General features: G+C 30.6%; 15 protein-coding genes. All 15 read left to right on the forward strand.

Features of this window, described 5'->3' with window-relative positions:
- Window positions 1-157: 157 nt before the first annotated feature.
- Complete coding sequence (rpoN, locus tag BN2920_RS05740) at window positions 158-1,531, forward strand: RNA polymerase factor sigma-54 (RefSeq protein WP_058294056.1); 1,374 nt, start codon at window positions 158-160, stop codon at window positions 1,529-1,531.
- 165 nt (window positions 1,532-1,696) lie between these two features.
- Complete coding sequence (locus BN2920_RS05745) at window positions 1,697-2,725, forward strand: sugar-binding transcriptional regulator (RefSeq protein ID WP_058294057.1); 1,029 nt, start codon at window positions 1,697-1,699, stop codon at window positions 2,723-2,725.
- Window positions 2,726-2,802: 77 nt separating this feature from the next.
- Window positions 2,803-3,804, forward strand: coding sequence for a type I glyceraldehyde-3-phosphate dehydrogenase (gene gap / locus BN2920_RS05750; protein ID WP_058294058.1), 1,002 nt, complete (start codon window positions 2,803-2,805; stop codon window positions 3,802-3,804).
- A 185-nt stretch (window positions 3,805-3,989) separates the two neighbouring features.
- A complete protein-coding gene (locus tag BN2920_RS05755) occupies window positions 3,990-5,168 on the forward strand; it encodes a phosphoglycerate kinase (RefSeq protein WP_058294059.1) in 1,179 nt (392 codons plus the stop codon).
- Window positions 5,169-5,503: 335 nt separating this feature from the next.
- Complete coding sequence (gene tpiA / locus BN2920_RS05760) at window positions 5,504-6,250, forward strand: triose-phosphate isomerase (RefSeq protein WP_058294060.1); 747 nt, start codon at window positions 5,504-5,506, stop codon at window positions 6,248-6,250.
- Window positions 6,251-6,736: 486 nt separating this feature from the next.
- Window positions 6,737-8,275 carry a 2,3-bisphosphoglycerate-independent phosphoglycerate mutase gene (gene gpmI, locus BN2920_RS05765; protein WP_058294061.1) on the forward strand — a complete coding sequence of 513 codons (1,539 nt, stop codon included), beginning with the start codon at window positions 6,737-6,739 and terminating at the stop codon, window positions 8,273-8,275.
- 349 nt (window positions 8,276-8,624) lie between these two features.
- The gene (locus BN2920_RS05770; protein ID WP_058294062.1) at window positions 8,625-9,206 is read left to right on the forward strand and encodes a hypothetical protein; all 582 of its coding nucleotides are present in this window, start codon (window positions 8,625-8,627) and stop codon (window positions 9,204-9,206) included.
- A 441-nt stretch (window positions 9,207-9,647) separates the two neighbouring features.
- A complete protein-coding gene (gene eno, locus BN2920_RS05775; protein WP_058294063.1) occupies window positions 9,648-10,943 on the forward strand; it encodes a phosphopyruvate hydratase in 1,296 nt (431 codons plus the stop codon).
- A gap of 114 nt (window positions 10,944-11,057) precedes the next feature.
- Window positions 11,058-11,417, forward strand: coding sequence for a DUF805 domain-containing protein (locus BN2920_RS05780; protein WP_058294064.1), 360 nt, complete (start codon window positions 11,058-11,060; stop codon window positions 11,415-11,417).
- A 226-nt stretch (window positions 11,418-11,643) separates the two neighbouring features.
- Window positions 11,644-11,874, forward strand: a complete 231-nt coding sequence (gene secG / locus BN2920_RS05785; protein WP_058294065.1) for a preprotein translocase subunit SecG — start codon at window positions 11,644-11,646, stop codon at window positions 11,872-11,874.
- A gap of 173 nt (window positions 11,875-12,047) precedes the next feature.
- Complete coding sequence (locus tag BN2920_RS05790) at window positions 12,048-14,072, forward strand: sodium-translocating pyrophosphatase (protein ID WP_058294066.1); 2,025 nt, start codon at window positions 12,048-12,050, stop codon at window positions 14,070-14,072.
- 138 nt (window positions 14,073-14,210) lie between these two features.
- Window positions 14,211-14,891 carry a TIGR00266 family protein gene (locus BN2920_RS05795; protein WP_058294067.1) on the forward strand — a complete coding sequence of 227 codons (681 nt, stop codon included), beginning with the start codon at window positions 14,211-14,213 and terminating at the stop codon, window positions 14,889-14,891.
- 516 nt (window positions 14,892-15,407) lie between these two features.
- On the forward strand, window positions 15,408-15,560 hold the full coding sequence (locus tag BN2920_RS05800; protein ID WP_058294068.1) for a YezD family protein: 153 nt from the start codon (window positions 15,408-15,410) through the stop codon (window positions 15,558-15,560).
- A gap of 237 nt (window positions 15,561-15,797) precedes the next feature.
- Window positions 15,798-17,276 carry a nitrogenase component 1 gene (locus tag BN2920_RS05805; RefSeq protein WP_058294069.1) on the forward strand — a complete coding sequence of 493 codons (1,479 nt, stop codon included), beginning with the start codon at window positions 15,798-15,800 and terminating at the stop codon, window positions 17,274-17,276.
- The gene (locus tag BN2920_RS05810; RefSeq protein WP_058294070.1) at window positions 17,264-18,595 is read left to right on the forward strand and encodes a nitrogenase component 1; all 1,332 of its coding nucleotides are present in this window, start codon (window positions 17,264-17,266) and stop codon (window positions 18,593-18,595) included. The genes BN2920_RS05805 and BN2920_RS05810 overlap by 13 nt, the downstream gene beginning before the upstream one ends.
- Window positions 18,596-18,604: the final 9 nt, after the last annotated feature.

Below are 18,604 nucleotides of genomic sequence, written 5' to 3' on the forward strand. Positions count from 1 at the left end.
ACTAGGATTTTATTTTTATCTAGAAATGAATACTTGTCAAAAGATTAGATGTAGGGTTATACTATAATTAATCATTTAAAAGAGGAATATGCCTACTATGAATACGTTTAATAAAATAAGTGCTTAGAGAGATGATATGTAATAAAGGGGAATAAATATGAAGTTAGATTTAAATGTAAAAATGACTCAAGAACAGAGACTTATAATGACACAAAATATGCAGCAGTCTATTAAACTTTTACAAATGTCACTTCATGATTTGAGAGAATATATAGGTAATGAATATTCAGAAAATCCAGTTCTTGAGGCTAATGAAGAATATAATTCTTATGAAAATGAAACAAAAGAAATAAAAGAAATAGATCATAAAAAAATAGCAGAGGAATTTTATGAAGATTATAGGGATAATACAGAAAAGTTTTATTCTAAAGAAGATGAAACTTCACCTCTTAATTTTATAGAAAAAAGTGTTTCATTAAAGGAATTTTTACAAGAACAATTAGGTGAACTTAAAAAAGATCCGTATATAATTAATATTTGTAAATATATAATAGAATCCTTAGACGCAAAGGGATACTTAGAGATTGGAATTAATGAAATTGCAGAAGAGTTAAGTATTCCACAAAAAGATGCAGAAGAAGCACTTGAAATAGTACAAGATTTGGAACCGTTTGGGATTGGTGCGAGAAATATCAAGGAATGTTTATTAATACAAAGTGAGAAATTAAATATTTTAGATAATGTAATGGAAGAAATGATTAATAATCATTTAGAGAATATAGCATCAAATAAATATGATTTAGTTGGAAAAAGTCTAAAAATTTCACCAAGAGAAGCTCAAAGATATGGCGATGCAATTAAAAAATTAGAACCAAAGCCATCAAGGGGATTTTACACTGGAGATGAAGTTAATTATATAATACCAGATGCTGAAATAAAAAATATTGATGGAGAATTTTTCATTATAATGAATGAAGGTGTACTTCCTAAGCTGACTATTAGCAAGACATATAAGCAGGTGCTTGAAAATAATCAAGATGAGCAAACAAGTGCTTATGTTAAAGATAAAATTAATCAAGCGATGTTTTTAATAAAATCAATTGAACAAAGAAAAAATACTTTATACAAAGTTTTAGAATGCTTACTAGTTAAACAAGAAGAATTTTTCTTGAAGGGAAAGGAATTTATAAAGCCATTGACTCTAAAAGAAGTAGCAGATGACATAAAAATGCATGAATCAACTGTAAGCAGAGCGGTAAAAGATAAATATGTTTTAACTAGTTTTGGAACAATTAAAATAAAAAGTTTATTTGCTGCCGGAGTAAATAATTCTAACCAAGATATGGCTACATTACAAATAAAAAATGTAATAAAAAAGGTTATTGGTGAAGAAAATAAAAATAAGCCATTATCAGATCAAGCAATAAGTGAGATTTTAGCTAAAGATAATATGAAAATATCTAGAAGAACAGTAGCTAAATACAGAGAAGAGTTGGGAATAAAATCCTCATCTATGAGAAAAAGAGTATAGATCTTAAAATTTTAATAAGAGTGATAGGCTTTTTTTGAAATTTTCTTAAATATTAAAAAAAATTTTAATTAAAGCCTTTAAAATTTCATAAAGGTGTTTTATAATATTAAATGTGGGACAGATTGAAAGTGCGTGGGACAGTCATCGACCAAAGGAGTGATAAGAGTGCAGGAAATATTAGAGTTGCAAAAAAAAGTAGTTCCTGAGCTTGTCAATGTATTAGAGAAAAGATATAACCTATTGAGAACAATACATCATAATCAACCAATTGGTCGTAGAATTCTCTCTGAAAAATTAAACATTGGAGAAAGAAGTGTCAGAACCGAAACCACTTTTTTAAAAGAACAGGGATTAATTGAGATACATTCATCAGGAATGGTTATAACAGATGATGGAGATCAGGTTTTAAAGAAATTAAAAAATTTTATTCATCAAATAAAAGGTCTCACTGATATTGAGAATAGAGTTAAATCATTACTTAATCTGAAAAAAGTTATAGTTGTACCGGGTGATGTTGAAGAAAATCAATTAGTCTTAAAAGATTTAGGAAAAGCATGTTCAAATTATGTTAAGGATTATTTGAAAGATAATTGTATCATAGCTTTAACTGGTGGAAGTACACTAAGAGAAGTTGTAGAAGCTTTCCCTAAAATAAATAATTATTCAAATATTCAAGTTGTGCCAGCTAGAGGTGGCATGGGGAAAAATGTTGAAACCCAAGCAAACACACTAGCAGCTAGTTTAGCGAAAAAACTAAATGGTACATATAAAATGCTTCATATTTCTGAAAGCCTAAGGCTTGACATAATAGATAGCCTTTTAAAAGAAGAAGCAGTAAAAGCTGTTATTGATACAATCCATAAGGCAGATATATTGATTTATGGAATAGGAAATGCAGTACAAATGGCTAGGAAACGAGGAGTACCACAAGAAGAAATTGATAATTTAATCAATAAAGGTGCTGTTGGAGAAGCTTTTGGATGTTATTTTAACAAAGACTCTAAAATTATTACAGAAACTACCGCAATTGGAATAAAAATTAATGACGCAAAAAAAATTAAAACACATATTGCTGTTGCAGGTGGGAAAAATAAGGTGGAGTCAATAATATCAACTGAATATAATGATAAAAATGGTGTATTAGTAACGGATGAAGCAACAGCTTATGCTATACTAAATACAATGGAATCATAATTCAGTTATTTAAAGTTGTTTGTAAAAATTTATTTTTATAAAAAAATTAATAAACGCATTATTAGGAGGTAATTGTAATGGTAAACGTAGCAATTAATGGTTTTGGAAGAATAGGAAGATTAGCTTTAAGATTAATGATTAACAACCCTGAATTTAACGTGGTTGCAATCAATGATTTAACAGATGCTAAAATGTTAGCTCACTTATTCAAATATGATTCATCTCAAGGTAGATTCGATGGAGAAATCGAAGTTAAAGAAGGAGCTTTCGTAGTAAACGGAAAAGAAATAAAAGTTACTGCAGATGCTAACCCAGAAAACTTACCATGGGGAGAATTAAACGTAGATATCGTTTTAGAATGTACAGGATTCTTTGCTTCAAAGGATAAAGCTGCTGCTCATATTAAAGCAGGTGCTAAGAAAGTTGTTATTTCAGCTCCAGCTGGAAACGACCTTCCAACAGTAGTTTACAACGTAAACCACAACATATTAAAATCAGATGATACAGTAATTTCAGGTGCATCTTGTACTACAAACTGTTTAGCTCCAATGGCTAAAGTATTAAGCGACAAATTTGGATTACAAAAAGGTTTCATGACTACAATCCATGCTTACACTAACGATCAAAATACTTTAGATGCTCCACACAGAAAAGGTGATTTAAGAAGAGCTAGAGCTGCTGCTGCTTCAATCATCCCTAACTCAACTGGTGCTGCTAAAGCAATCGGATTAGTTATTCCTGAATTAAAAGGTAAATTAGATGGTGGTGCTCAAAGAGTTCCATGTATAACAGGTTCATTAACTGAATTAGTTTGTACATTAGATAAGAAAGTAACTGTAGATGAAATCAATGCTGCTATGAAAGAAGCTGCAACTGAATCATTTGGTTACACTGAAGATGAAATAGTATCTTGCGATATCATCGGAAGCAGCTTCGGATCATTATTCGATGCTACACAAACTAAGGTTATGGAAGTTAACGGAGAACAATTAGTTAAAGTTGCTTCTTGGTACGACAACGAAATGTCATACACTAACCAATTAATCAGAACTTTAGGATACTTCGCTAACTTAAAGTAATTTGAATTTAATTTAAACATATAAATTTGCGCAAATCTTATGTAAAATGAATAAGTCTGGTTTTGTAGTATAAGGCTATAAAGCCAGACTATTTTAAAATAGAAATTAAATTTAAATACTGAATTAATAAGAGTACACTTTAATTAAATTTGAAATATATAAAATATTATTTTGAGGTGAACGTAATGAGTTTTAATAAAAAGACAATCGAAGATATCGATGTAACAGGAAAAAGAGTTTTAGTTAGATGTGACTTTAACGTACCATTAAAAGATGGTGTTATAACTGATGAAAACAGATTAAATGGAGCACTTCCAACTATTAAATATTTAATTGAAAAAGGTGCAAAAGTTATACTTTGCTCACATCTTGGAAAAGATGCTTCTAAATCATTAGCTCCAGTAGCAGTAAGATTAAGCGAAATGTTAGGAAAAGAAGTAGTTTTCGCAAGAGATGAAGAAGTTGTAGGTGAAAATGCTAAAAAAGCTGTTGCTGAAATGAAAGACGGAGACGTTGTATTATTAGAAAACACTAGATGCAGAAAAGAAGAAACTAAGAACGTTGAAGAATTCTCTAAAGAATTAGCTTCACTTGCTGATGTATTTGTAAATGATGCATTCGGAACTGCTCACAGAGCTCACTGCTCAACAGTTGGTGTTACTCAATTCTTAGATACTGCTGCATGCGGATACTTAATTCAAAAAGAATTAAAATTCTTAGGAGAAGCAGTTGAAAATCCAGTAAGACCTTTCGTTGCTATCTTAGGAGGAGCTAAAGTTTCTGATAAAATTGCTGTAATAAACAATTTATTAGACAAAGTTAACACTATCATCATTGGTGGTGGAATGGCTTATACATTCTTAAAAGCTCAAGGATATGAAATCGGAACTTCATTAGTTGAAGAAGATAGACTTGACTACGCTAAAGAAATGATAGCTAAAGCAGAAGAAAAAGGCGTTAAGTTCTTATTACCAGTAGATCACAGAGTTGCTGCAGAATTTAAAGATGTAGAAGCTACAGTTACTGAAGATCAAAATATTCCTGCTGGTAACATGGGATTAGATATCGGACCTAAGACAGAAGCTTTATATGCTGATGCTATTAAAGATGCTAAGACTGTTATCTGGAATGGACCAATGGGAGTATTTGAATTTGAAAACTTCAACAAAGGAACAATTGCAGTAGCTAAAGCTATGGCAGAGGCTGATGCAACTACTATAATCGGTGGTGGAGATTCTGCTGCTGCTGTTAATATATTAGGATTTGGAGATAAGATGACTCACATCTCAACTGGTGGTGGAGCGTCGTTAGAATTCTTAGAAGGTAAAGTATTACCAGGTATAGCTGCATTAAACGATAAATAGTATTTAGATTGGTTTTAAATATTATAATATTAAACTTTCACACAAGGCATATTTAAATTAAATATGTATTTTAAATAACTGGTTATGAATATAATGAAAAATTAGTAATTACTAATATAGAGATTAACTAAATTAGTATTATGCATTATTTAAAATAAGTTGGACGCAACTTAATAAGAATTTAGGCCAAAATTCTTGATTTTAAGTATAGCAGATATAATTTAAATAATAAAAACTTAATTATTATATTTAAAATGAACTTAAGGAAAGCTGATCACTTTCCTTAAGTTTATGTGATTGATTTTTAATAAAAATAAAATATGAGGTGAATGTAAATGAGAAAGGCAATTATCGCTGGAAACTGGAAAATGAATAAAACTGTTGATGAAGCAGTAAAAATGATAGAAGAATTAAAACCATTAGTTAAAGATGCTACTTGTGATGTAGTAGTATGTCCAACTTTTGTATGTTTAGATGCTGTTAAAAAAGCAGTAGCTGGATCAAACATTAAAGTTGCGGCTCAAAATATGCACTTTGAAGAAAGTGGAGCTTTTACAGGAGAAGTTGCTCCAGGAATGCTTGAAGCTATGGGAATTGATTATGTTGTTTTAGGACATAGTGAAAGAAGAGAATACTTCAATGAAACTGATGAAGCTTTAAACAAAAAAGTTAAAGCTGCATTTGCGCACAACTTAACTCCAATTCTTTGCTGTGGTGAAACATTAGAACAAAGAGAAAATGGAACTACTAATACAGTAATTGAAGCTCAAATAAAAGCTGATTTAGCTGGATTAGCTAATGATCAAGCAGAAAAAGTTGTTATTGCTTACGAACCAATCTGGGCTATAGGAACTGGTAAAACTGCTACAGATGAACAAGCAAATGAAACAATCAAAGCAATAAGAGCTATGGTTGCTGAAATGTATGGATCAGAAGTTGCTGATAAAGTAAGAATTCAATATGGTGGATCAGTTAAACCAGCTACAATTAAAGCACAAATGGCTATGTCTGATATAGATGGAGCTTTAGTTGGTGGAGCTAGTTTAAATGCTGCTGACTTCTCTGCAATAGTTAATTACTAAAATAAAGATTTAAGAGATGAATTTTAATAGATTCATCTCTTAATTTTTATAAATAGGAATGTATAAAAAATGAGAGTGTAATTAGTAAATTTAGTGTTAATTAAGAAAGCATAGAATAAATTATTAATAAGCAAGTATAGAGTCATTTGAAATTAAGTTCAAATGACTCTATATTTTTGGATTTATTTGTAAATAATATGTATAAATCTACTAAAACAGTACTAGATGAAAAGTACATTTAATTGAATTTTTAATAATAAAAATAATTTATGGCTATTATAAGTCTTACTTTTTTATTATTTATGAATATACTGGATTAAATTCAATTATTATGACAAACATAAAAATATTTTTAATAGTAGTATATTGTATATAAGTTGCAATAAAAGCAAAAAAATAATATAATTAAATGGTTAAAGCATAGAAAATAAGTGATAATATCAGTATATTATCGTATTTAAGATAAAATGTTGGAGGGATAGGCATATGTCAAAGAAACCAGTTATGTTAATGATATTAGATGGTTTTGGAATTGCACCAAAATCAGAAGGAAATGCTGTTAGTTTAGCAAAGAAACCAAATTTCGATAGATTATTAGAAAAATATCCTCATTCAGAATTACAAGCCAGTGGATTATTTGTTGGTCTTCCAGATGGACAAATGGGAAACTCAGAAGTTGGACATTTAAATATTGGAGCAGGTAGAATAGTATACCAAGAATTAACTAGAATAACAAAGTCAATTGCAGATGGAGACTTCTTCACAAATGAATCATTAGTAAAAGCAATGGAAAATGCTAAGAAAACTGATGGAGCCCTTCACTTAATGGGATTATTATCAGATGGTGGAGTTCACTCACACATAGATCATTTAAAAGGTCTTTTAGAGTTTGCTAAAAAAGCTGGTGTACAAAATGTTTATGTTCATGCATTTATGGATGGAAGAGATGTACCACCATCATCAGGTAAAGAATTCATAGAAAAAACAGAAGCTATGATGGCAGAAGTGGGTGTAGGTAAAATAGCTACTGTAAGTGGTAGATACTATGCTATGGATAGAGATAATAGATGGGAAAGAGTAGAACTTGCATATAATGCAATGGTATTAGGTCAAGGAGAAACTGCAAATAGTGCAACAGAAGCTATTGAAAAATCATATCATGATGATAAAACAGATGAATTTGTATTACCAACAGTAATTGAAAAAGATGGTAATCCAGTAGCTAAAATAAAGAATGGAGACTCAGTAATATTCTTTAACTTTAGACCAGATAGAGCAAGAGAAATAACAAGAGCTATAAATGATAAAGTATTTGATGGATTCAAGAGAGAAGCATTAGATCTTACATTTGTAACAATGACTCAATATGATAAGACTTTAGAAGGTGTAGAAGTTGCATTTAAGCCACAAACTTTAGCTAATACTCTAGGTGAATATGTAAGTGATAAAGGCTTAAATCAATTAAGAATTGCGGAAACAGAAAAGTATGCTCACGTTACATTCTTCTTCAACGGTGGTGTAGAAAAAGAAAACGAAAATGAAGAAAGAGCATTAATACCATCACCAAAGGTTGCAACATATGATTTAAAACCTGAAATGAGTGCATATGAAGTTACAGAAGAATTAATAAAGAGATTAGACTCAGATAAATATGATATGGTAATCTTAAACTTTGCTAATCCAGATATGGTTGGTCATACAGGAGTTGTTGATGCAGCTATTAAAGCAATTGAAGCTGTTGATGAATGTTTAGGAAAAGTTGTGGATAAAGTTTTAGAGAAAGATGGAACAGTATTTATAACAGCTGACCATGGTAATGCTGAAACTATGATTGATTTCTCAACAGGAAATCCATTTACAGCTCATACTACACAACCAGTACCATTTTTATGGGTATCAAATAACACAGATGGAAAGACTATTAAAGATGGTAAGTTAGCTGATATAGCTCCTACTATGTTAAATGTATTAGGTCTTGAGGCACCAGCTGAAATGACTGGAGAAAACTTAATAGTAAATAAATAAAATTTATAATTTAAAAAGTATTTCAAAACTGTATTTTGTTTTGAAATACTTTTTGTTTTTTATAAAATTATACTATTTAAAAGTTATAAATGAGCTAATTGTTAGTTGAAATAAAATGAAAGAGATATTACATAAAAAATAAAAAGAAAAATTAGTAGATGGACAGGTCTTTCTTACATGTGTTTGAAAAGGAGGATCCTTAGAAACACATTTGTTTTGAAGTTTTTTTATTATAGAGGTTCTTAATAGTAAAATGTATAGTGAAATATAGAAACTGTATAGAGAGAGTAATCATAAACTGCTAATATTATTAATATATTTATAAAAAATACGTAAGGTTGAGTGGTATATGAAAAAGAATTTTGGGTATTCAGCTGATTTTGATGATAGTACTGAAATATTATTTAGGGAAGCTAATTATTTGGGGCAAGGTAATAATGGGATAGTTTATGAATTGCCAGAAAAGAAAGCAATTAAAATTTTTCTAACCCCAAAAGTTTGCAATGATGAGAGCAGCATACTCTTAAAAACTAATGGATCACAATACTTTCCTAGAATATATAAAAGGGGTAAGTTATATATCGTTAGAGATATGGTAGAAGGAGAAAGACTTGATGATTATATAAAAAAAAATGGATTAAGCAAAAAATTAATTAGAAATATATATTCATTGCTACAAGAATTTAAGAGACTCAAATTTAAGAAACTTGACACAAGATGTAAAGATATATACGTTTCTACTGATGAAGAATTAATGATAATAGATCCTAAAAAGGCTTATAAAAGAAAAGTAGATTATCCAAGACATTTGATGAAGGGTATGAAACGTATAGGTATTTTGGAAGATTTTCTTTTAGGAATAAGTGAAATAGATAGAGAAAAAGCAGTTATTTGGGAAGAAAAATTCCAAGAATATATTGAAAATATTTAAACTTATAGAATCCCAAATAGATTTACTATCTTTGCTATAAAACATATTTTAAAAGGTGTGAAATGACCTATTTAGATATTTTATATAATTACCATTTTATAAGAAATATGGGATTAGACAACTATATTTCTTATTTTGTTGCAAATAAATCTAATTTAGTTATAGATTTGTAGATTGTATTTTCAAACAATATTAATATGTTGCTATATTTGGTGTATAATTGTATTGAGGCATTTTTATTAAATTATATACTGCATTTTATAGCGAAAAATTTTAGTATGAATATTTATTAGAATATAAACAAATAATATTCTAGTAATAATGTTACATACTTTAATATTAATAAGTTTATGAATGTCATTGATAATTATTATCAAAAGTGCTATAATAATATTAAAGAAAATTAAATATAACAATTACTAAATTTGAGGAGGAAATAAAATGAAAGATTATTTAGAAATTGTAGATGTTGTCGCAAGACAAATACTAGACTCTAGATGTTTCCCAACAGTAGAGGTTGAAATATATTTGGAAGATGGAACTATGGGAAGAGCCGCTGTGCCATCAGGTGCATCAACTGGGATGTATGAAGCAGTAGAATTAAGAGATGGAGATAAAGATAAATTCCTAGGAAAAGGTGTTTTAACAGCAGTACAAAATGTTAATGACACTATAGCAGAAGAATTAATTGGATGTAATGTATTTGATCAAGTTTATATTGATAAAATGCTTATTGAATTAGATGGAACTAATAACAAAGGTAAATTAGGTGCAAATGCTATATTAGGTGTATCATTAGCTGTAGCAAATGCAGCAGCTAATGCTTTAGGATTACCACTATATAGATATATAGGCGGATTAAATGCAAAAGTATTACCAGTTCCTATGATGAATATCATAAATGGAGGATCACATGCTGATAACTCTGTAGATTTACAAGAATTCATGGTAATGCCAGCTGGAGCAAGTAGCTTTAGTGAAGCTTTAAGAATGTGTGCTGAAGTTTATCATACATTAAAGAAAACATTACATGAAAAAGGATATTCAACAGCTATTGGTGATGAAGGTGGATTTGCTCCAAACTTAAAGAGCAACGCAGAAGCAATAGATGTTATTCTTGAAGCAATTACAAAAGCAGGATATAAGCCAGGGGAAGATATGTTTATTGCAATTGATGCAGCTTCATCTGAATATTATAAAGACGGTAAATATGTTTTAGAAAATGAAGGAAAAACATTAACATCTGCTGAAATGGTTGATTTCTTTGAAGAGTGGGTTAACAAATATCCAATAATCTCAATTGAAGATGGTATGGCAGAAGAAGATTGGGAAGGCTGGAAGTTAATGACTGAAAGACTTGGAAAGAAAGTCCAATTAGTTGGTGATGATTTATTTGTTACTAATACTGAAAGACTTGAAAAGGGAATTGATCTAGGAGTAGCTAATTCAATTCTTATTAAATTAAATCAAATTGGTACATTAACAGAAACTTTAAATGCTATAGAGATGGCTAACAGAGCAGGATATACTGCAGTAGTATCACACAGAAGTGGTGAAACAGAAGATACAACAATAGCTGATTTAGTTGTAGCAGTTAATGCGGGTCAAATTAAGACTGGTGCACCAGCTAGATCTGAAAGAGTTGCTAAGTACAATCAATTGTTAAGAATAGAAGAAGAATTAGATGATGTAGCAGAATATAGAGGAAAGAAAGCATTCTTCAATATTAAAAAATAAATAGGTAAAACATATAATTTTGAAGCAAAGGTTGTAGCTTAAATGTCTACAATCTTTGTTTTTATACAATATAATTATTAAATTCATAAATCAAAAGATAAAGGGGAATAATAAATGAATTATTATTTGAAGGTATTAAAAAATTATGCTACATTCACTGGCAGAGCACGCAGAAAAGAGCTTTGGATGTATTTTTTATTTTTTAATATTTTTGCTATACCAGTAACTGTTGCAGATATGATGTTTAATGCTGGAAATAAAATAAACTTATTATATTCATTGGCATTTTTATTACCAACAATAGCGGTTGTAGTAAGAAGGTTACATGATATAGGGAAAAGTGGATGGTGGTACCTTATAAGTTTTATTCCATTAGTAGGAGTGATATGGTTTTTAGTGTTAATGTGCATGGATGGGACACACGGAGAAAATAAATATGGATTAGATCCTAAAGAAGGAAGCTATATAGATTAAATAATTACTTATAATTTAAGTCTAGGATTTTAGATAACGTAAAAAGGAGTTGAACTATAGATTAAGCCAATTCCTAAAATTTTGATTTATTTCCACTCTTTATTACCAAAGTGTGGTATAATATAACCAAGCTCAGGTATATTTTTTACAATAGAAAAGTTGTAATGATATTGTAAATGTGATATCATTTAGAATGTACGCTATGATGATAAATGGAGGTGTTCCAATGGAAAATATATTATTAATTTTAGAAGTAATTCTTGGAGCGGGTATAGTAATAACAATATTTATGCAACCAAGTAAAGCTGATGCACTAAGTGGATTAGTTCAAGGTGGAAATAAAGAGACTTTCTTTGCAAAAAATAAATCTAGAACAAAAGAAGTTGTTTTAGTTAAATTGACAGTATTATTTTCAATACTTTTTGCAATAAATACACTTATTTTAAACATAATATAAATAATCTGAGCTACTTTAATTAAGGTAGCTTATTTTTATGAAGCTTTTGTAAAGGTTTAACTAAATGGAAATTTATTAAGAATGTTTAAGAAACAAATGAATATATCTATAAGGTAGAATGAAAAGCCTAATCTTCTATACTTATCTCCAAATTTAAAAAAGAGGTGAGAGGTATGAATTTATTATATATTCCAATACTTGTTGGTATTATAGCTATTTTGGTTGTTATTTTACTAGTGAAAGACATTCTAAAGAAAAATTCAGGAAACGAGAGAATGAAAGAAATTTCAGGTTACATTGAAGAAGGAGCCATGGCATTTCTTAGAAAGGAGTACTTATATTTAAGTGTTTTCATAGTTGTTGTAGCCATAGCAATATTAATATTTTTAAGCTATAAAACAGCTATGGCTTTTGTGGTGGGAGCAATTTTTTCTATAATAACTGGTTATGTAGGCATGAGAATTGCTGTAAAAGCAAATGTAAGAACGGCAGAAGCGGCTAAAGATGGTATAAAAGGAGCTTTATCAATTGCTTTTTCTGGTGGAACCGTAATGGGATTAAGTGTAGTAGGATTAGGGTTAATTGGACTTGGATTTTTTTCTATTATTTTCGATTTGAATGCTGAATATATAACTGGTTTTGGACTTGGTGCTTCGTCAATTGCCTTATTTGCAAGAGTTGGTGGTGGAATTTATACTAAAGCAGCAGATGTAGGTGCGGATTTAGTTGGAAAAGTTGAAGCAGGAATTCCAGAAGATGATCCAAGAAATCCAGCAGTTATTGCGGATAACGTTGGTGATAATGTTGGCGATGTTGCTGGAATGGGGGCTGACTTGTTTGAATCTTATGTAGGATCGATTATTTCAGCTATCACATTAGGTGCCGCACTTGTAGCAACATATGGGGAAAACATAGTTATATTTCCGTTAATATTATCTGCACTAGGAATTTTAGCATCCTTGGTAGGAATAATATATGTTAAATCATATAAAGGAGATAATCCACAAAAAGCGTTAAATGCAGGTAGTACAATTGCAGGTATAATTGTACTTGTAGCCGGTTTTATAGTATGTGATATGATGATTGGAGAAATTAAAATATTTATTCCAATAGTTGCAGGGCTTATAGTAGGATTATTAATTGGAAAGATTACAGAAATATATACTTCAGCAGATTTTAAATCAGTTAAGCTCATAGCTGATGAATCTAAGACTGGACCAGCAACAAATATAATAGCAGGTCTTGGTGTTGGAATGAAATCAACAGTAGCACCAATAATATTAATAGTAATTGGAATAATAATATCTTATTTTGCTATTGGAGGATCAAGCAATCCAGCACTTGGTCTTTATGGAATATCGCTTGCAGCAGTAGGAATGCTTGCAACTACAGCTATAACTGTTGCAGTTGACGCATATGGTCCAATATCAGATAATGCAGGTGGTATTGCTGAAATGTGTGAGTTAGATGAAAGTGTTAGAGAAATAACAGACAAGCTTGATTCTGTAGGTAATACCACAGCCGCCATAGGTAAAGGATTTGCTATAGGATCAGCAGCACTTACAGCCCTTGCATTATTTGCTTCCTATTCTCAAGCTGTAAATTTACAAAGTATAAATTTATTAAATCCATTGACATTAGTAGGAGTATTAATTGGAGGCATGCTTCCATTTTTATTTGGAGCTTTGACAATGCAATCTGTAGGTAAAGCAGCCACAGAAATGGTTGAAGAAGTAAGAAAACAATTTAGAGAAAAGACAGGTATTCTTGAAGGAAAGGATAAGCCAGATTACTCAAGATGTGTAGAAATTTCAACCAATGCTGCATTAAGGGAAATGATTATACCTGGAATTCTTGCAATTGTAGTTCCATTAGCTATAGGATTACTACTTGGAACAGAAGCGCTAGCTGGACTTATTGCAGGAGGTGTTGTTACAGGAGTATTACTTGCTATTATGATGGCAAATGCAGGCGGTGCATGGGATAATGCGAAGAAATACATTGAAACTGGAGTAAATGGTGGAAAAGGTAGCTTTGCTCATAAAGCTGGTGTAGTAGGAGATACAGTTGGTGATCCATTTAAGGATACTTCAGGTCCATCTATGAATATACTTATAAAGTTAATGACTATAGTTTCAGTTGTTTTTGCACCATTGATACTTAAGTATGGTGGGATATTATTATCACTATTTAGTTAAAATGATTAAATGATTTAGTGAATAAAGAGGAGGTTATAATCTCCTCTTTATTTAGAATTATGAAAAAATTAAGAGAAAATATAGGAGATATATGATATATTACAATTATTATGATAAGAATATATGGAGGGAATAATAATGCAATATAAAATTCAAGGAGAGCCGCTTCCAGTAGTAATTTGTACTTTGGAAGCAGGGGAAAAAATGATAACAGAAAAGGGATCTATGAGCTGGATGTCTCCTAATATGAAAATGGAAACAACAACAAATGGTGGCTTAGGGAAAGCATTGGGAAGAATGTTTTCAGGAGAGTCTTTATTTCAAAACATATACACTGCTGAAGGTGGAGAAGGAATGATTGCATTTGCATCAAGTTTTCCTGGTTCAATAAGAGCAATTGAAATTACACCAGAGCAAGGTATTATTGTTCAAAAATCAGCATTTTTAGCTTCAGAAGCAGGTGTTAATTTATCAGTTCACTTTCAAAAGAAAATAGGATCGGGCCTTTTTGGAGGAGAAGGATTTATAATGCAAAAATTAAGCGGGCATGGTACTGCTTTTATTGAAATAGATGGATATATAGTAGAATATGAATTATCTTCTGGGCAATCTATAGTAATTGACAGCGGGTATCTAGCAGCTATGAGTGAAAGTTGTAAGATGGAAATTCAAACAGTTGCAGGACTTAAGAATAAAGTATTTGGGGGAGAAGGATTCTTTAATACAGTAGTAACTGGTCCGGGTAAAGTTATGCTTCAAACAATGCCTATAAGTGCGGTTGCAGGCACATTAAGACCATATTTCCCATCAGGAAATTAGTAAGCTTAATAACATTAATATATAAGATACTTTATAATTTTTGTAATATAAAGTATCTTATATATATTATAAAAAGCTGAGTTTATAGATTATTTTGAGAATATTTAAAAATAGTTTCAAAATATATTGACAAAATATAACTGGGACTTTATACTAAATATAAATCATAGTAAACAGATATGAATTAAGAAATATAAAATGCAATGAAGGGAAAGAGTATATTAAGGAAAGTTTAAAGAGAGGAATTTTTAACCAAGCTGCAAGAAATTCTAAACGGAACTTAATGGAAGTGCGTCCTGGAGCAACTAAACCGAAATAGTAGTAGGGTTAGCAGGTATGCCTGTTATAGCACAAAATGAGATATTATAAAGAAAGCTATAATAATTATTTTAAAACTTATTTTTACTAATTATTATTTGATTTATAATGAGTCAGAGTGGGACCGTAGATAACTTATCTACCTCTGTAACTTTTTGCAGAGGTAGTTTTATTTTTATACGATGGAGTGTGGGGAAAATGGTTAATAAAGAAGGTAAAGTATTAAAACCTGAGCAGTTAGAAGAATTGCAAAAAATTATTTCAAGTGTAAAGTATGGATCTGTAACACTAATAATACAAGATGGAGTACTATTACAAATAGAAAAAAACGAGAAGATAAGATTAAAATAATAGTAATAAACAATAAGCTAAAAATATTAAGAACATATAGTATAAAAATAAATATTATAATGAACAAAGTTATATCTGACTGGAAAACCAGAGGACATACTTCTAAAACATGAAGTATGCCCTCTTTTGTTTTTTATTTATATTTGCTATCAAATTGATTTAGTTTCTTGCATTAAATAAAAAATGCAATTTATTAAGTTGATTTTGAAATAATAAATATTTTAGGGGGATTAAGCAATGGCAACTATTAATTTAAAAGAGGCTAATGTACCTATAAGAGAAAGTAGACTAGGCTCTATTACTGGATTTAATGGAACAGCCAAAGAGCTTGTAGAGTGTTCACATTCAGGAAAATTAAAAGAATGTTCTAGAAAGTTTTCACAGTGTATGGGATGTAATGCTGGGCAGGCATTTTGTCAACTATCAATGATAAAAGATGTAGCTATAGTTAATCATGCACCTGTTGGATGCTCAGGAGATTTCTTTGGTTTCAATTTTACTTATAGAGTAGAACAAGTAAAAAGAAATTTACCACCAGCAATAGGAAGATATTTTAGCACATGTATCGAAGAAAAAGATACTGTTTTTGGGGCAGTTAAAAAATTAGAGGATACAGTAAGGGAAGCTTATAAAAGAGTAAATCCTAGTGCTATTTTTGTTACTACTTCTTGTGCATCAGGAATTATTGGTGAAGATATTGAATCTGTTGTTGAATTATTAAGTGATGAACTTAAAATACCAGTTGTATCTTGTTCGTGTGAAGGCTTTAGATCAAGAATATGGACAACAGGATTTGATGCAGCATATCATTCTGTTTTAAGAAAAATAGTAAAATCACCAACTAAAAAGACCAATAAAGTAAATATACCAAATTTCTGGGGAAGCCATATTTTTGATGATTTATTAAGAAGGTTGGGATATGAAGCACAATATATAATGCCTTTTGCTTCAATAAAAGAACTCGAGCATATTTCAGAAGCCGCTGCAACAATTCATATTTGTCCATCATTAAGCACTTATATGGGAGCAGGTCTTGAACAAGTTTATGGTGTTCCAGAAGTAAAGGCGCCGCCAGCTTATGGTATAGAAGGTACAGATAGATGGCTTAGAGAAGTTGGAAAAGTATTAGATAGACAAGAGGAAATTGAAAAAATAATAAAAGAAGAACATGAAAAAATACTGCCACAAGTAGAAAAATATAAAGAAAAATTTAAAGGAAAGAAGGCATATGTAACAGCAGGGGCAGCACATGGACATGCGATTATAGCATTACTTAGAGAGCTTGGATTAGAAGTTCAAGGGGCAGCTATATTCCATCACGACCCACTTTATGATAATAAGGATGTAAAATCAGATGCATTAGCACAAGATGTTGAAATCTATGGTGATATAAAAAATTATCATGTATGTAATAAGCAAGCATACGAGCTTGTAAATGCATTGAATCGAATTAAGCCAGATTTAATGGTGGCTAGGCATGATGGAATGACTTTATGGGGAACTAAGCTTGGAATACCAGCATTATTAGTTGGCGATGAACAATTTGGTTTTGGATATCAAGGTGTACTAAATTATGCTTCAAGAATAGAAGAAGCCTTAGATGCTATTGAATTTGTAACTAACTTATCTAAGCACAGCACAATGCCATATACAAAGTGGTGGCTGGATCAAGAACCAGGAGCTTTTTTAGGAGGTAAAAAGAGATGCCAAGATTAATTGAACAACCGAGATATTCATGTGCTCTAGGAGCAATGCAAAGTGTAGTAGCAATAAAAAGAGGTGTACCAATATTACACTCAGGACCAGGATGTGCAAATAAAATCACTAAATTAATAGGTCAAGGAGAAGGATATGCAGGAGGTAGTACAATACCTTGTACTAATGCAGAAGAAAAAGATGTCGTATTTGGTGGAGAAAGAAAATTACAAAATGTTATAGATGGTTCTTTTAAGGTTATAGATGCTGATCTTTATGTAGTTTTAACAGGATGTACAGCAGCCATTGTTGGTGATGATGTTGGAAGTGTAGTTTCACAGTATCAAGATGATGACAAGCCCATAGTTCATGTTGATAGTGGCGGATTTAAAAGCAATAACTATGTTAGCCATAGTGTTGTTGTAAATGCAATAATTGATCAATATGTGGATAAATTTAAAAATAATAATGGAGTGCAGAAAGGACTTGTCAATTTATTTGCAACAGTACCATATCAAGATCCATATTGGAATGGAAATTTGGAAGAACTTAAAAGGATACTTGAAGCAATTGGATTAAAAGTTAATGTACTTTTTGGAAATGAATCTGATGGTGTTGAGGAGTGGAAGACTGTTCCTAATGCGGAGTTTAATATTTTAGTTAATTCATGGGCTGGCCTTGATATTGTAAAACATTTAGAGGAAAAATATAAAACACCATATTTTCATTTTCCATACTTACCTATTGGAGGGATAGATACATCAAAGTTTTTACGAGGTGTGGCTAAATTTGGAAAACTTAATGAAGAAAAAGTTGAAGCATTTATAAGAAGGGAAGAGGAAAAGTATTATTCTCATATTGAGAAAACAGCAGATTTTATGTTGGAGTTTAGATATGGTATTCCAAGAAAGGTATATAGTATAGCTGATTCAACGTATGCTTTAGGTTTCAGCAGATTTTTATTAAACGAACTTGGAATTATACCAGGAAAGCAATTTATAATAGATGATACTCCAGAAAAATATCAAGAATATATAAGAAAGCAGTTTGAAAATATATCAGAATATAAAGAAAGAACTGTAGAAATAGAATTCAATCCAGATGCCGGAGCTGATAGCTCTAAAATTGAAGAAGACTTTAAAAATAATCCAGATAAACGTCCATTGATTTTAGGCAGTGGATGGGATAAAGATTTAGCAGAAAGAATTAAAGCGGATTTGCTTATAATAAGTGTTCCAGTAACCTACAGGTTAATTTTAAATTGCGGATATGCTGGATATGCTGGAGGACTTAGAGCTATAGAAGATATCTATGACAGAGTTTTAGGAACGTATAGATAGCTAGTATAT

Source organism: Clostridium neonatale, assembly GCF_001458595.1.
GTDB classification, from domain to species: Bacteria; Bacillota; Clostridia; order Clostridiales; family Clostridiaceae; genus Clostridium; species Clostridium neonatale.

Excerpts from the sequence above, each read along its gene's own strand:
- rpoN (WP_058294056.1), top strand. The coding sequence starts at position 158 with ATGAAGTTAGATTTAAATGTAAAAATGACTCAAGAACAGAGACTTATA.
- BN2920_RS05795 (WP_058294067.1), top strand. The coding sequence starts at position 14,211 with ATGCAATATAAAATTCAAGGAGAGCCGCTTCCAGTAGTAATTTGTACT.
- BN2920_RS05770 (WP_058294062.1), top strand. The coding sequence starts at position 8,625 with ATGAAAAAGAATTTTGGGTATTCAGCTGATTTTGATGATAGTACTGAA.
- gap (WP_058294058.1), top strand. The coding sequence starts at position 2,803 with ATGGTAAACGTAGCAATTAATGGTTTTGGAAGAATAGGAAGATTAGCT.
- BN2920_RS05790 (WP_058294066.1), top strand. The coding sequence starts at position 12,048 with ATGAATTTATTATATATTCCAATACTTGTTGGTATTATAGCTATTTTG.
- tpiA (WP_058294060.1), top strand. The coding sequence starts at position 5,504 with ATGAGAAAGGCAATTATCGCTGGAAACTGGAAAATGAATAAAACTGTT.
- secG (WP_058294065.1), top strand. The coding sequence starts at position 11,644 with ATGGAAAATATATTATTAATTTTAGAAGTAATTCTTGGAGCGGGTATA.
- BN2920_RS05800 (WP_058294068.1), top strand. The coding sequence starts at position 15,408 with ATGGTTAATAAAGAAGGTAAAGTATTAAAACCTGAGCAGTTAGAAGAA.
- BN2920_RS05780 (WP_058294064.1), top strand. The coding sequence starts at position 11,058 with ATGAATTATTATTTGAAGGTATTAAAAAATTATGCTACATTCACTGGC.
- BN2920_RS05755 (WP_058294059.1), top strand. The coding sequence starts at position 3,990 with ATGAGTTTTAATAAAAAGACAATCGAAGATATCGATGTAACAGGAAAA.
- eno (WP_058294063.1), top strand. The coding sequence starts at position 9,648 with ATGAAAGATTATTTAGAAATTGTAGATGTTGTCGCAAGACAAATACTA.
- BN2920_RS05805 (WP_058294069.1), top strand. The coding sequence starts at position 15,798 with ATGGCAACTATTAATTTAAAAGAGGCTAATGTACCTATAAGAGAAAGT.
- BN2920_RS05810 (WP_058294070.1), top strand. The coding sequence starts at position 17,264 with ATGCCAAGATTAATTGAACAACCGAGATATTCATGTGCTCTAGGAGCA.
- gpmI (WP_058294061.1), top strand. The coding sequence starts at position 6,737 with ATGTCAAAGAAACCAGTTATGTTAATGATATTAGATGGTTTTGGAATT.